Annotated in this window: 11 protein-coding genes; 3 read left to right on the forward strand and 8 right to left on the reverse strand. The window is 50.4% G+C overall.

Annotated features, from left to right (window positions below; translation table 11 throughout):
* Nucleotides 1-291 precede the first annotated feature (291 nt).
* Complete coding sequence (locus tag NSQ24_RS25080) at nt 292-1,752, forward strand: IS1182 family transposase (protein ID WP_327927883.1); 1,461 nt, start codon at nt 292-294, stop codon at nt 1,750-1,752.
* A 197-nt stretch (nt 1,753-1,949) separates the two neighbouring features.
* Here NSQ24_RS25080 and NSQ24_RS25085 read toward each other — a convergent pair whose 3' ends face one another.
* The 3 genes from NSQ24_RS25085 to NSQ24_RS25095 form a co-directional block, all read right to left on the reverse strand.
* Nucleotides 1,950-2,630: an MgtC/SapB family protein gene (locus NSQ24_RS25085; RefSeq protein ID WP_003388655.1), complete on the reverse strand. Its 681-nt coding sequence runs from the start codon at nt 2,628-2,630 to the stop codon at nt 1,950-1,952.
* A 205-nt stretch (nt 2,631-2,835) separates the two neighbouring features.
* Nucleotides 2,836-4,188, reverse strand: coding sequence for an MATE family efflux transporter (locus NSQ24_RS25090; RefSeq protein WP_024983004.1), 1,353 nt, complete (start codon nt 4,186-4,188; stop codon nt 2,836-2,838).
* A gap of 157 nt (nt 4,189-4,345) precedes the next feature.
* Entirely contained in the window at nt 4,346-6,037 is a 1,692-nt protein-coding gene (locus NSQ24_RS25095) for a HAMP domain-containing methyl-accepting chemotaxis protein (protein ID WP_003388657.1), read from the reverse strand.
* Between the two features lie 454 nt (nt 6,038-6,491).
* Here NSQ24_RS25095 and NSQ24_RS25100 point away from each other — a divergent pair, with 454 nt between their 5' ends.
* Together NSQ24_RS25100 and NSQ24_RS25105 are read left to right on the forward strand one after the other, a co-directional pair.
* Nucleotides 6,492-7,862 (forward strand): helix-turn-helix transcriptional regulator, encoded by a 1,371-nt coding sequence (locus NSQ24_RS25100; protein ID WP_003388658.1) that lies wholly within the window; start codon nt 6,492-6,494, stop codon nt 7,860-7,862.
* Nucleotides 7,863-8,238: 376 nt separating this feature from the next.
* Nucleotides 8,239-8,376 (forward strand): aspartyl-phosphate phosphatase Spo0E family protein, encoded by a 138-nt coding sequence (locus NSQ24_RS25105; RefSeq protein WP_122958019.1) that lies wholly within the window; start codon nt 8,239-8,241, stop codon nt 8,374-8,376.
* Nucleotides 8,377-8,588: 212 nt separating this feature from the next.
* On the opposite strand, the gene NSQ24_RS25110 is transcribed toward NSQ24_RS25105, so the two are convergent.
* Genes NSQ24_RS25110 through NSQ24_RS25130 form a run of 5 tightly spaced genes read right to left on the reverse strand, consistent with a single transcriptional unit; the run spans nt 8,589 to nt 13,981 of the window.
* Nucleotides 8,589-10,304, reverse strand: a complete 1,716-nt coding sequence (locus tag NSQ24_RS25110) for an adenine deaminase C-terminal domain-containing protein (protein WP_003388660.1) — start codon at nt 10,302-10,304, stop codon at nt 8,589-8,591.
* 25 nt (nt 10,305-10,329) lie between these two features.
* Nucleotides 10,330-11,391 (reverse strand): ABC transporter ATP-binding protein, encoded by a 1,062-nt coding sequence (locus NSQ24_RS25115; RefSeq protein WP_024983008.1) that lies wholly within the window; start codon nt 11,389-11,391, stop codon nt 10,330-10,332.
* Between the two features lie 15 nt (nt 11,392-11,406).
* On the reverse strand, nt 11,407-12,195 hold the full coding sequence (locus tag NSQ24_RS25120; RefSeq protein WP_003388662.1) for an ABC transporter permease: 789 nt from the start codon (nt 12,193-12,195) through the stop codon (nt 11,407-11,409).
* A gap of 5 nt (nt 12,196-12,200) precedes the next feature.
* The gene (locus tag NSQ24_RS25125) at nt 12,201-13,022 is read right to left on the reverse strand and encodes an ABC transporter permease (RefSeq protein ID WP_122958016.1); all 822 of its coding nucleotides are present in this window, start codon (nt 13,020-13,022) and stop codon (nt 12,201-12,203) included.
* Between the two features lie 26 nt (nt 13,023-13,048).
* On the reverse strand, nt 13,049-13,981 hold the full coding sequence (locus NSQ24_RS25130) for a nucleoside hydrolase (RefSeq protein WP_339166856.1): 933 nt from the start codon (nt 13,979-13,981) through the stop codon (nt 13,049-13,051).
* Between the last annotated feature and the right edge of the window lie 33 nt (nt 13,982-14,014).

Consider the following 14,014-nt stretch of genomic DNA (forward strand, 5'->3'; position numbering starts at 1 on the left):
CTCCGGTCTACGTCCTGCAAGGATGTGAAACTGTCCGCTCCACAGCGATCCCGGGGGAAGCGCAAAACGGCGCGCAGCTCCGGGGTTTACTCATAGATTGCGCTTCTGTTTCCCCGGGCTCGCTGTTCCGCTTGGCTGGACTCCGCCAGTCGCTCCGCCTGGAAACATGCTTCTCCTCCGAAACAGTAGGTTTTCAACAGGCTGAAACCCAATGCCCCTTCGACACTGGGTTTGTTGTACAATGAAAAGAAAACGAAAGAGTTGGAACCATTGCTACAGCCCTCTAAACAAATCACGGCATCCTTCCATGCCGAATTATATAAACTAATTCCCGCGGATCACCCTTTACGTAAAATCAATGAAATCGTAGATTTCACATTCATTCATGAGTTGGTTCGTTCCTCTTATTGTGAGCATTACGGAAGACCTGCTAACGAACCCGAACTCCTGTTTCGTCTATTGTTTTTACAAGTTCTCTACAATCTTTCGGATGAACGCATCATTCAGGAAACGCAGGTAAACCTCGCTTATAAGTGGTTTTTAGGTTTAAATCCAGAAGATCCCCTTCCTGACCCCTCTCAATTATCCCGCTTTCGTAATCATCGGTTAGGGGCCGGAGCCGTGGATGAGGTGCTTAAATCAGTTGTACGTCAGTGCATCGAAAAAGGACTTGTGAAGTCAAAGACGATCATCATGGATTCCACCCATACACTGGCAGCTTCACAAAAACAAAAGCCGCTTGAAGTACTGCGGGATGCGGCGAAGCGCTTATTCCGTGTTGTGGTGAAAAAGCATCCAAAACTCGAAAAGAAACTCCCACGGTTACCGGAGTTGAAGAAAGATCAAGAGGATGCTGAGAAGATCATGCTTCACTACTTGGCGGAACTTGGAGAGACTGTCGAGACTTTGTTACCCGATCATGAGGGTTCCATCTCGGAGAAGGTCAAGATCGCCAAGGCCATCGTGGAAGACGAACGTCTCCTCGCCAATAAAGGTATTATGTCGGCCATTGATCCAGATGCACGCTTTGGATGGAAGAGTAATACGAAATCCTTTTTTGGCTACAAAGAGCATATTGCCATGACCGAAGAAGAAATCATTACGGCTGTGGAGGTCACCGGAGGAAGTACGGATGACGGAAAACAATTCAAACAACTTTTGAACCAATCGCTTGACGTAGGAATAGAAGTACAAGAAGTGATTGCTGACACCGCATATTCGGGTAAAGATAACTTGGACGAGATGAAAGCCAAGAAGATTCAACCCGTCGTCCCACTAAACCCAATCGTACATAACGGAGGGCTAAGGCAAGAAGGTTTTGAGTACAACAAGGATGCAGACTTTGTTATTTGTCCGGCAGGACAACATAGTATCCGAAAGGCTGTCCAAGGAAGCAAGAGTGGCAAAAGTCGTTCTCTCGTTTTCTACTTCGATACGGAGAAATGTAAGACATGCCCACTTAGGGAAGGCTGTTTCAAACCAGGAGCGAAGAGCAAGACCTACTCCATCCGGATCGTGGCGGAAACCTACAAGGCGCAAATCGAGTTTGAAAACAGCGATACGTTCAAAGAACGTATTCGTCGCAGATCGATTATTGAGCACAAAAATGCTGAATTAAAAAGGTATCATGGGATGACCAAGGCCAAGTACCGTGGTCTCTTTCGTATGCGAATACAGGCAATACTTACGACTTTCGTCGTAAATGTAAAACGGATGATAAAATTGGCAGAAAAAATGCAGCCCGCCTCTTAAAGGAGAATGGGCTGCATTTTTCGTTAAAGTCCTTTTTTGTAAAAAATAGTGTGGGTTACCCGATCCGCAAACCTCAAAAGAGGTATTTTGCAGGCCTCTCCATTGGGTGCTTAAAAATGTTCTGCTCGCTCCATCTCGTTGGAGGAGCCGCGCCGTTTTTAAAAGTCCACTTTTTTCTCTACTTCGTGCTTTCCACTTTACTCCCTGCTTTCCACTTCTACCGACACAATATGGTCGACTTCTTTCAGGGAGCGGTAAATATCTGTCGTGTACGTATCATCCTCGGCAGAAATCACCATTTCGAGCTTTTGGTGGCCCTGCTCCACATCCTTGACCTTTACCCGCTTCACACTCATGTTCATACGCTTGATTTGTTTGAAAATCGTATCGAGGTCTCCTTCCCCCTCAACGATGATCTTGACGGCCAGATCCCTTTGCCGCAACGTGCTCGGGCCTACCCATTTCAAGATGAGCGGAAACAGATTAATCGCCAAAATGATCAGGATCGTGGCCGAAACGGCTTCAAAGTAAAAGCCCGAGCCAACTGCGATCCCAAGGGCAGAGGCTGCCCATACCATGGACGCTGTCGTGAGGCCGGAGATCACATCGTTGCTTCTCCGCAGAATCACCCCCGCGCCCAAGAAACCGACCCCGCTGACGATTTGTGCAGCCAAGCGCATCGGGTCCATATTGGTGTGTCCGGGCAAGGAGAATCGGTGAACGGATTCGATCGACACAATCGTGATCAGACAACTGGCTACCGAGATAACCATGCTGGTTTTTACCCCCAGAGGCTTGTGCTTGAGCTGTCTGTCCACACCGATCAGCAGGCCTAAAAACATGGCGATGCCCAGTTTCACCAAAAAATCATAAGCCATCATCATTCTCCTCCTCTCTATGTCAATGTAAGGTTTTCTAACATGAAAAGCCTTGTAGAAAGTATAAACGTTTTTTCGTAAAAATTGGAGAAAAATTTCGGGACATCTTCCTTCCCTATTGTAAACGCGCCCCGGTTTCTTCATACAAAAAGCGGAACGCCTTGTAGAAGGCATCCCGCCGAAGCGAAAATCGGTATGAAGCTCGCTAGGTTCCTCTGATTTTCTGCTTCTGCAATGACAGGAGACGGCCAAACAGGAAGATCGCTCCCGCCGCCAGGCCTGTAATGAGTCCGATCCAGTATCCGAAGGCTCCCAGCGACGTCAGCTGGGCCAGCGCAAACCCGAGCGGCAGACCAATTACCCAATACGATACAAGGGCCACGATAAACGTCACCGTCACATCCTTGTACCCCCTGAGCACTCCCTGAATCGGTGCGGCTACCGCATCGGACAGCAAGAAGAGGATGGAATACATCAGGAAATGCTGGGCCAGCTCCAGAACGCTCGGGTCATTGGTGTAGAACCCTGCCACTTGTTCACTGAAGAAATAGAGGCCTACAGCGAACAGCGAGGCCATTCCCACGGCTGTAGTGATGCCCATGTAGCTGTACTGACGCGCATCCCGAAACCGCTCTGCCCCCACTTCAAAACCAACCACAATCGTCAGTGCCATGGAGATGCTGAGCGGCACCATATAAATGAAGGAGGCAAAGTTCATCGCTGCCTGGTGGGCGGCAATGGTGATCGTGCTGTATTCGCTCATCAAAAGCGTAACGGCGGCGAAAATGCTGACCTCGAAGAAGATAGAAAACCCGATCGGAACGCCGAGCTTGAGAAGCTCCTTCCAGGCAGCCATCGAGACGCGGTAAAACTTGCTGAACATGCCGTATTCCACAAACGGTTCTACCCGGTGCACCACGTACAGACTGATCAAGACGATGATCCAGTAAGTAATGGCCGAGGCCAATCCGGCACCGATACCGCCCAGCCGCGGAAAACCGAAGTAACCGAAAATCATGACGTAGTTGAGCGCGACGTTGATCGGCAGCGACATCAGTGTAATGACCATGGTCACTCTGGTCATGCCCAGTGCATCTATATAGCATCTGAGAACGGTATAGACAAACAAAGGAATAATGCCAAACGAGATTGCCACAAGATAGTAGTAGGCAATATGGCGAACTTCCGTCTCCAGACTCATCCCGTCCAGTATGGGACCGAGCAGCAGCGCGCCGAGTATGACGACCCCAATCGCGATGACAACAGACAAATACAGCGCCTGCATGACGGTAAACGGCACTTGATCCTTTCGCATCGCTCCCGCCATCTGCGCCACCATCGGCGTGACGGCCAGCAAAATTCCTGTCAGACCGGCCTGTACAGGCGTCCACAGGCTGGAGCCGATCGCAACCCCCGCGAGGTCAACCGGGCTTGCCTTTCCGGACATGACCGTATCAAAAAACGTCATGCTGAACAAAGCCAGCTGCGTAACCAGAATCGGCAGCAGCACTACGAAAAGCTGACGGAGTTTTTCCTGAAACGTATTCGTTTGTTGCATGGTTGTCTAACATCCTTGTAGTACAGATTTTTAAAACGTACTGACTGTTATTATAGAGACAGCTGTAAGGAATAGTAAAGAAAAGAAGTGCACGCCAGCTCCCGGCTGATAAAAAAGGTGCACCGCTTGGGGGCACCTTTTATCATACATTTATTTTCTATAAAGCAAATTTTTGCATTGTCCTTTTCAGCTCATCGGCCAACTGATGCAAGGACGCCGTGGAAGCGGCAATCTCCTCATTTGTCGCCAATTGCTCCTGAGAGGAGCTGGCTACGCTTTGGGCTTGAGACGACGCTTCGACTGCCAGATTCAGCACTTCTTTTACGGCCTCGTCCACTTGCTCCGAGCTGGCGGAAAGCTGCTCCGCAGAGCTGGATACCTCGTGGATTTCTTCGTACACCTTTTGAATGGAGCGTTGGATGCGCTCAAAGGACTCTCCCGCGACATTGGCGACAAGTGTACCGTCTTCTACGACCCGGGCTACCTTTTGCATCTGCTGGACAGCTTGTTCCGTGCTGGCCTGAATGTTGCTGATCAGCATGGCGATCTGTTCCGCCGACTGCTTGGAGTCCTCGGCCAGCTTGCGTACCTCATCGGCTACAACCGCAAATCCTTTTCCATGCTCGCCTGCGCGGGCCGCCTCAATCGCTGCGTTCAGCGCCAACAGATTGGTCTGCGTCGAGATCGCCGTGATCACCTCGACGATTTGCCCGACTTCCTTGGACTGCTCACCCAGTTCTTTGACGATTTCTGCCGTCTGAGCCACACTCGAATCGATCAGCTTCATCTGGTTGACTACGTTCTCGACGGAGCTGCTGCCTTCGACGGCCTGCTCCGAAGCTTCTTGGGACGAGACCGATACGAAGTTGGACGACTCGGCAATCCGTCTGATCCCCTCCGCCATTTCGGAGATCGATTGGCTGCTCGTCTGCGCCCCGATCGCTTGACGCTCGGCACCGGTCGCCATCTCCTGCATGGCGCTCGCTACCTGGTTGGCCACTTGAGCGGTTTGCTCCGAGCTCATCAGCAAGTCATTGGAGGAGGAAGCGATTTTATCGCTGGAGTCACTGACAACGCTGATGACTTCCCGCAGGCTTTTCGCCATCTTCCCTACGGACTGGCTCAGTTGAGCAACCTCGTCTTTTCCGCTAATAGACAAATCCGGTACGCGAAGGTTGCCGGATGCGATGAGATCGGCTGTCTCCGTTACGACCGATAGAGGTTTTACCTTCCGATACAAATAGAGAATCGTTCCTATCGAGTTGAGGGCCATAATGACCACCAGGGCAATCGTTACCCACATGAACAAATACATTTGATTGGTCATGCTGTCCGCCAGATCCGTGGCCCATGCATCCAGCTCCTGCTGGAATTCCTCCAGCTTCTCGATGACCATTTGCTTCTTTTGTTTGTATTCTTCACCGAACGAAACCTTGAGTGCCAGCTCATACTCTCCGGCTTCTGTCAGCTGGAATATCCTTTTTTCAAGCCCGACCAAAACATCGGAGCTTTGCTTGGCTTGTTCTACCTTGTCCACCAGGTATTCCGGAACGTGCATTTCCGTCATTCGTTCGAGGACTCTTTCCCGAGTCTTGGCCTCGTTAACCTCCCGCCAGTAGTTATCATAATTTTCTTTATCGCGGGATTGGACGTAGTTCCTGAGTTCATTGGTCAAGTATTCGCTGGAGTCGAGCAATTCGTCACCGAGCTGCTTTGCTTCCATTTGCATTTCGACTGCCCGATCCTGTTTTTGAATCGATTCGGCCAGCATATACAGGCTGCCTATGGTCAGAACAGAAAACAACAGGAAAAAAACAATGGCCACCTTTATGGCTTTGGCTATCTTCACAGCGGTTTCACTCTCTCTTTCTGTAGTTGGTTCCGTATAGCTGCACTCCTATCTTTTGCTTCCACCTCTTCTTTCCCACTGATGGTTTACCCGTTTACTTACTCCTATTGGAAGGTAGAGCGAAAACATGACTTTCCCCTCAGCGAAACGATCGTCTTACTCCTGTTAAAAAATAGACCCAATTTATGAGTACGTAGACTTATCGCCTGATGGCAAGCCCTTCAATAATTCCAGAGCTTTTACCCTATTGAAATTTTTTCCATGTAAGTAAAAAGGCTTGCTTCACCAATATATACCAAAGTATCGCTTGCTGCCTAACACTTTTTTTGCAGCTTAAATTTTTACCTTTTTATGGGTAGTGTGTTAATATAAAGGATATTAGAAAATTGAGATTTTCCATACCGGAGCGAGGGGACCTAGTATCTGTCCATTGGGGAGTAGGGGGTATTTTCTCATGAGGCTGCAAGAGACATTGAAACGGTCGTTGCGGTCAGAAATCGAAAAAAACTTAAAGGAAAATGGCTATACACTAAGTAAATTCAGTGAATTGACCGGTATTAACCCTGGAAGTTTGAGCGAAATTTTAAACGGCAATCCGCCGCGTGCTTTAACGATATGCCATCTCGACAAGATGGCTGAGGCTTTTGGTTACCCTCCTGGATGGTTGTACGAATTGTATCCAGAAGAATGTTTGGGCGAAGGGAAAATTTCACGGCCGCGCTTGATTCCGTATCTGGTTCGTTGTGCGGAGATCGGCAGACAAGATTGTATCGATGCTGCTGTTTCCCGGCTGCTGGATAACCCTAAGAACATTTCGATTCTATTTACCGTAGCAGAGCAGCTATTTGAGAGTGGAAAACGGAGAGAATCCGTTCCTTTTTACGAGTTCGTCATCGATAACGAGAAGGACAGCTACTCAAATCAGTTTGTCATCAGCCAATATCGACTGTTCCGAGCGGTGGAAGGAACGAACTCTGAGGAAGATTTTAAAGCTGTCATTCGTTTTGAGCCTTATCGCAAGCGGTTAGCTGAAGATTACCAGTTGGATGCTCTCCTGCATTTAGCAAATGTATGTTACACCCTACGAAGGTGGAAAGATGTTGAGAAGTACGCTGACGAACTAAGGGAGCTGGCAATGATCGTCTATGAGGACGAGCTTCGCCGACGAAAAAACAACAGGCCCAGCGAATTGCCAAAAACGGAACGCCCTTTGATTGTTTACTATGGACAAGGTTTTCTGTTAAAAGCGGTAGCATTAAAAAATATGGGAAGGTACGAGGAATCGAAGCATTATACGAACGGCTATGCCGATTTGAGCTGGTTCGAGCTTCTTGATGAAGAAGCTGAAGCAGAGGTTGAAAAACTGCGATTATGGGCATTGGCTAATTCGTACACCTTGTCCATGAGTACAGGAAGTATAGAAGTGCTGCCCGATTATTTGGATTTCCTGTCTGAACATCCAAGTGAGGTGCTTCCTGGTCTGGTAACGATCATGAAATCTGCGAATGAGTTCGGCTTTCCCGTTGAATCTGTGTTGGAGCGGTTTTCAGAAGACATAAAACGTTTTGAAGAGTACCAAGATGCTGTTGATAAAATTCTCCATCTTCACTTTCTGTACCAATTAGTGGTATACTTGTTTAAAAAAGGCGATTACTCCACAGGCCTGGACGAAACCTTACGTTGCCTTGTTTTGTCCGATGCATCCAAAGACTTCGACTATTTCAAACGATGCATTGGGTTGTTTTGGACACATCTTCAGCACGCATCGGACAAGCAAAAGAAAACATTTCAAACCCTTGTAGACGAAAGGAGCAGGAAGGTATGAAGAGCTTTATTTTGTCGGTATGTTTGGTATTGGGGTTAGGGATCGGCATCAATGGAGTATCTGGAGAAGTCACCATAAAAAAACCTCCAACAGTAATCCAATACGATCATGGGGTAGGAAAATAAAAGCATCCAAATCGGATGCTTTTTTCTTTTATACAATTTTTGTCAGTCCCTCATTTTTCGCATAACAGATTATATTTAAAATAATTGTTCTTACAAAAAAAGGGGGTATTGGTATAGCTGTAGCTGCAAGCAAGAGAGCGTACACAAGCAGTACATTTGAACCCCATTCAGATAAGTATATATTCAGGGTGATCGAGCCAAAAGAGAAGGGGTTCCAGGAAGAAGATAAAGAGTTAATAGAGGTCACAGAAATGCTGCGAAGGCAATTGGTCGAACTGGCTTGCGAAAAGGGATTTTCACATAGGGAAGTAATAGAGCTGAGCCAGCGCCTGGACAAGTATATTGTCCAGTTGCAAAGCAGAATGAATGTGAAGAAATCGATTAACTGAGATCGAGCAGCAGTATACACCTTCCTGTCGGAACCGGGCGCAATCTGAGCGCTGCCGGTTCTTTTTTTGTCCAAATCAAGGAACTGGAACGAGCTGGCCAGTTGTTTTATATAAAGAAGGAAAGCTGGTCATGAAAAAACGGCCCTGTCTTCTATACAGCGGCCGTTTTTTGTTATACCGTTTATATTCGTTCTCGTTCCGTATTGACAATCTTACTGGACCAGCAGCGGAACAACCTTGCCCTGGTTTACATCGATCAATCCGAGGTCCGTAAGCTTGAGGGCCGGACTGACCGGCAAGGAATGCGTGCTGATGGACATGATCGGGTTGTAGTGTCGATAGCCGAGCGACAGCATCGCTTTGCGCAGCTCCTCCACTTCTTTGGCCGTCTTCTCCAGCGGTTCCTCGGTCAAAATCCCGCCTACAGGCAAATGCAGATTGGCCAGCACCTCTCCGTTGTCGACCACACAGAAGCCGCCCTGGTTGCGGATGACTTGATTGGCTGCCATCACCATGTCTTGCGGATTGTGCCCAACTACGAGCAAATTGTGATTGTCGTGGGAGTAGGTAGTGGCCACAGCTCCCCGCTTGATGGTGTCGCCGCCGATCAGGCCGTAGCCCCGGTTGCCGTTCCTGCCGTAGCGCTCGAATACGGCGATCAGACCGTAGCCGCTCTCCTGCCAGCAGAGCTCTCCCCCGCGGATGTCGACCGGGGCGTGATGCTCCTCGGTGAAGGTGGAGCCGTCTTTTACCAGCATGACCCGGGCGGTGTATCGTCCATCGGCCGCATCCGCATCCATGCGCACCTTGAAGTCTTCCTCGGTGAGTGGCGAAAGCTGCACACTTTGATAAAAATGGGCCGGGAACTGATTGGGCACTACCTGCTGGCGATATGCTTCATTTTTGTCGTATACCTTTTTCCCATTCTTGTAGACCTCATCAATCGCCAGCTCGCGCAGATCGGACAGCAGCATGAAATCGGCTACCTTGTTTGGCGCAATGGCTCCGCGGTCGAGCAGCTTCATCCTTCTCGCCGGGGTAAACGTGGCGGCATAGATCGCCTTCTCCGGCTCCATCCCCATCTGGATCGCCTTTTTGACGATGTGGTTAAGATGTCCGCGATGGTAGAGCGAATCAGTCATCACATCGTCCGTGACGAAGCAAAACAGCTCGGATACGTCGTTTGTGACGAGGTAGCTCATTACTTCCTCCGTCATCGACTTTTCCTGAATCTCGATGAACATGCCCGCTGCCATTCTGGCCTCCATCCCCTCCAATGTCTGGTGGGTGTGATCGGAATCCACACCGGCGAAAATGACGCGGTGCAGGTCGAGATCGAGCAGCTTCGGACAGTGGCCTTCGATGACGAGATCCGGGTAATGGCTGCGGATATGCTCCAGGATGCGATTGGTCTTGCAATCCGGATCGGTGATCACGTCGACGTAGTTCATGATTTCGCCGAGGCAAATAATCCGCTCGGAACGAAGCAGCTCGTCGATGTCCTCGATCTCCACAGCCCCTCCGGTCGTCTCCATCGATGTCGCCGGCACCGAGCTGGGAATCGCGTAAAACATATCGACGATACAGTTCTGACTTGCCCGGATCATCTCCCGGATGCCAGAGATGCCAAACACATTGGCCATCTCATGCGGCTCGGGAACGATCGTCGTCACTCCGTTTTGAATCAGTCCAAACGAAAAGGTCTCCGGCGTCACCATCGTGCTCTCAATATGCAGATGGATATCGACCAAGCCGGGAATCATGTAGCGCCCTTTTGCGTCGATCACTTCCCTGGCTTCAAAGCTTTCCGCGCCGCGCTGCCCGATATAGAGAAACCGTCCGTCCAGAACGGCGACATTGCCTTTCGTGAACCGTTTGAAATAACTGTTGTATACGTTTGCCTGCAAGATGAGCAGATCAACCTGCATGGATACCCCTCCTGTCTGCTGACGATTAGTCGACCAAAACCAGCTTTTCTTTGGGAAACATCAGATAGACCGGCTGGCCTGCTTTATAAGGGGAATCCATTTCCTGATTGACCGTAAAATCGCCCAGGTCGGTCTCCACGACATACTGATAGCTTCTGCCCAAAAACGTGCTTACTTTCACCTTGCCCTTCAACACATTTCGTACCGAATCGGCCGGTTCTTCCGCGCTGACCACCAGGTCGTCCGGACGGATCGCCCCTTTTTTCCCGGAATGGTTGGCTGTACCCGGATTTTTGGCAGCCCGGAACGTATGGCTGCCTGCAGTCAAATGGATCTCCCCGTCCTGCTCCGTTCTTTCGCCAAAGTCGATGAAGTTGTTGAAGCCGATGAACCGGGCGACGAACTCCGTCCGCGGATACTTGAAAATAGTCGCCGGATCGTCAAGCTGTTCGATAATCCCCTTGTTCATGATCGCCACCTGGTCGGAGATGGAGAAGCACTCCTCCTGGTCATGGGACACATAAACCGTCGTAATGCCCAGCTCCTGCTGGATGCGGCGGATTTCCACCCGCATGTTTACCCGCAGATTGGCGTCCAGATTGCTCAGCGGCTCGTCAAACAGGAGCAGATCGGGCTGTATGACCAGTGCGCGGGCAATCGCCACACGCTGCCTTTGCCCCCCGGAAAGCTCCTTGGGGAAGCGCTTTTCAAAACCGTTCAGGCTGACAACATCGAGAATGTGGCGGACGCGCTGGTCGATTTCGGCTTGATTGACCTTTCGCAGCCGAAGTCCAAACGCGACATTGTCAAACACGGACAGGTGCGGAAACAGCGCGTAGCTCTGGAAGACAAAGCCGAAGTTGCGCTTGTTTACCGGCACACGGGTATAATCCTTGCCGTCGAACAGGAATCGTCCCGCTTTGGCCTCCAGGAACCCGGCGATCAGCCGCAGTGTCGTCGTTTTCCCGCAGCCGCTCGGACCAAGGAGTGAAATGAGCTGGCCCTTTTCGATATTCAAACTGAAATTGTCCAGGATGTTCTGATTTTCATAGGCGACCGATACGTTTTCCAGCGTGAGCAATGCCATGAATTGATGCCTCCATTATCGTTTGGTAAAGTAGGACAAACCCATGAGACGTTCAATGATGAACATGAAGATAGCCGTAATGATCATGAGCAATACCGAGATGGCGGCGATCGTCGGATCGAAGTAGTTCTCCACGTACGTCAGCATCTGGATCGGCAGTGTGCTGACCCCTGGCCCCGTCATGAACACGGAAATGTCGACATTGTTGAACGATTCGAGAAAAGCGATCAGGACCGCCGCGATAATCCCCGACCGAATGTTGGGGAGTACGACTTTGAAGAAGGTTTCCAGCCGTCCGGCCCCAAGACTGAGCGAGGCCTCTTCGATGGCAAAATCAAAGTTGGACAGGCTGGATGCGATAACCCGGATGATAAACGGGAGCATCAATACGGTGTGCCCGACCAAAAGGCCCGCGTAAATCGGCAGTTGGTACGTGATGATGACGTATTTGAGCATGGCAAATCCCATGACGATTCCCGGAATCAGAACGGGAGAGATGAAGACGCCGTTTAGAAGCGACTTCCCCTTGAACTGAAAGCGGCTCAGCGCATAAGCGGCCGGGATGCCCAAAGCCAGAGCCAGCAAATTTCCCGCCAGCGACACAATCATGGAGGTTTTAAATGTCTCCATGAACATTTCTACCTCAAAAATGTTTTCATACCATCTCAGCGAGAAACCCTGAGGCGGAAATTTCAACACCGTGCCGGGCTCGAATGAGGTAACCGAAATAATCAGCAACGGCCCGAGCAAAAAGAGAAAGATTAAAAACGTAAACAGGGCGAGCCCTCGATTTTTCTCCCGCATGCCTCTTACCCCTTCGGATTTAGTTTCGTAGCCAGTTTGTTCATCAGCCCGATCACGATAAAGGTGATTGCAATCATGATCGTGGCGATCACGGAGGCCATATGCCAGTCATTCAAGGTAATCGCGTTTTGATAAAGGAACGTCGAGATCACCCGCTGCTTCCCTCCGAGAAGCGCCGGTGTCGTGTAGGCGGTCAGGCTGCCCACAAAGACCAGAATGCTGCCGATGATCAAGCCCGGCACACTCAAAGGAACGATCACCTGGCGAAACGCCGTAAACTTGGATGCACCCAGGCTTTCTGCCGCTTTCAGCAGGTCTGGATCGATATTTTCCATGACCCCTACCAGTGTGATGATGATCAGCGGGAGAAACAGGTGAATCAGGCCGATCATCATGGCGCTCGGCGTATAGAGGATTTCCAGCGGCTTTTCGATCAGCCCCAGCGAAAGCAGCGAGCTGTTCAACAGCCCCTTTTTCCCAAGGATGATCATCCAACTGAACGAACGGACGACAGAGCTGGTCAGCAGCGGGAAGATCGCCAGCGCGAGCAGAACTCCCTTTTTCCGCGGTCCGAGCTTGGAGATATAGTAGGCTGCCGGGAAGCCCAGCAGAATGCATGCAATCGTCGTTACCACGCTTACCTGCAAGGTTGTCCACAAGATCTTCAGGAAGTACGGGTCGGCGAGAAAGTGCAGATAGCCCTCAAGCGTAAAGCTTCCTTCCTGGAAAAACGTAGACAGTACCGTCATTGCAATGGGAATGACCATAAACAGCGTTAAAAACAGCAGTCCAGGCAGCAGCAACAAATACAAACCCAGTTTTTTCATCACATGTACTCCTGTTCCTGATTTCGCTACGACTGCAGCGTGCGGATAAATAGGTCGAGAAACGCTTTGGAATCTACCTCAAGGCAAACGTCCATGTTCGGCGCTTTGGACAAGCGGTTTTGGAAATCGCATACTGTCTGGCCGTCGCACAGCTCGCTCCGGGTCTCCACGTCCACAAAAAGCTTCCGGGTCCCTACCAGGTCTTTTTGCAGCGCGACCCCGACTGCGAGCGGGTCGTGCAGGGCACATGCACGTACGCCATTCCTCTCAAAGTAGCGCTGCATGTAATCAGCCGTGCTTGTCTTCACGTATTGGCCGACAGGAGTGTCTCCAAGCTGGCGGATATGCTCCTCCGTCAACAACGCTTTGCGCGTCACGTCCAGACCGACGAGTGTGAGCCTTTGGAATCCGGCGTGAAAGACGATCTTGGCCGCTTCGGGGTCGACGTAGATGTTGTACTCCGCCGTCGGGGTAACGTTTCCGAAATCCTTGACCACGCCGCCCATCACAATCACTTCTTTTACATGGCGGACGATCTCCGGACATTTCCGCACCGCCAATGCGAGATTGGTCAGCGGCGCCGTCATGATCAAGGTGATTTCTCCGTCATGGCGCAGCACGTTCTCGATCAGGAAGTCAGGGGCAAAGCCGACTGCTGCTTGTGTCTTCACGGAAACGTCCTGCAGCACTCCGCCAAGCCCGTCCTCTCCATGGACCCGGTGTTCAAAAAAGGTCGGTCTGAGTACAGGACGGTCTGCTCCACGGATCACCGGAATTTCCTTCTCCACGCCCAAAAACTCCAGTACCTTCAAGGTGTTCTCCGTCGCTTTTGCCAGCGACACATTTCCGTTCACCGTCGTGATCCCGAGAATATCGAAGCGTTTGCTTTTGACTGCCAGCATGATGCCCAGGGCATCGTCAATTCCGGTATCGACATCGAGGATGACTTTTTCTTTCACGGCAGGGTCCTCCTTTGGCATGTACAATTGCCA

Origin of the sequence: Brevibacillus sp. FSL L8-0520 (genome assembly GCF_037963895.1) — a bacterium.
GTDB classification, from domain to species: domain Bacteria; phylum Bacillota; class Bacilli; order Brevibacillales; family Brevibacillaceae; genus Brevibacillus; species Brevibacillus borstelensis.

Excerpts from the sequence above, each read along its gene's own strand:
- NSQ24_RS25085 (WP_003388655.1), bottom strand. The coding sequence starts at position 2,630 with ATGGCTTATGATTTTTTGGTGAAACTGGGCATCGCCATGTTTTTAGGC.
- NSQ24_RS25090 (WP_024983004.1), bottom strand. The coding sequence starts at position 4,188 with ATGCAACAAACGAATACGTTTCAGGAAAAACTCCGTCAGCTTTTCGTA.
- NSQ24_RS25100 (WP_003388658.1), top strand. The coding sequence starts at position 6,492 with ATGAGGCTGCAAGAGACATTGAAACGGTCGTTGCGGTCAGAAATCGAA.
- NSQ24_RS25105 (WP_122958019.1), top strand. The coding sequence starts at position 8,239 with ATGCTGCGAAGGCAATTGGTCGAACTGGCTTGCGAAAAGGGATTTTCA.
- NSQ24_RS25110 (WP_003388660.1), bottom strand. The coding sequence starts at position 10,304 with ATGCAGGTTGATCTGCTCATCTTGCAGGCAAACGTATACAACAGTTAT.
- NSQ24_RS25115 (WP_024983008.1), bottom strand. The coding sequence starts at position 11,391 with ATGGCATTGCTCACGCTGGAAAACGTATCGGTCGCCTATGAAAATCAG.
- NSQ24_RS25120 (WP_003388662.1), bottom strand. The coding sequence starts at position 12,195 with ATGCGGGAGAAAAATCGAGGGCTCGCCCTGTTTACGTTTTTAATCTTT.
- NSQ24_RS25125 (WP_122958016.1), bottom strand. The coding sequence starts at position 13,022 with ATGAAAAAACTGGGTTTGTATTTGTTGCTGCTGCCTGGACTGCTGTTT.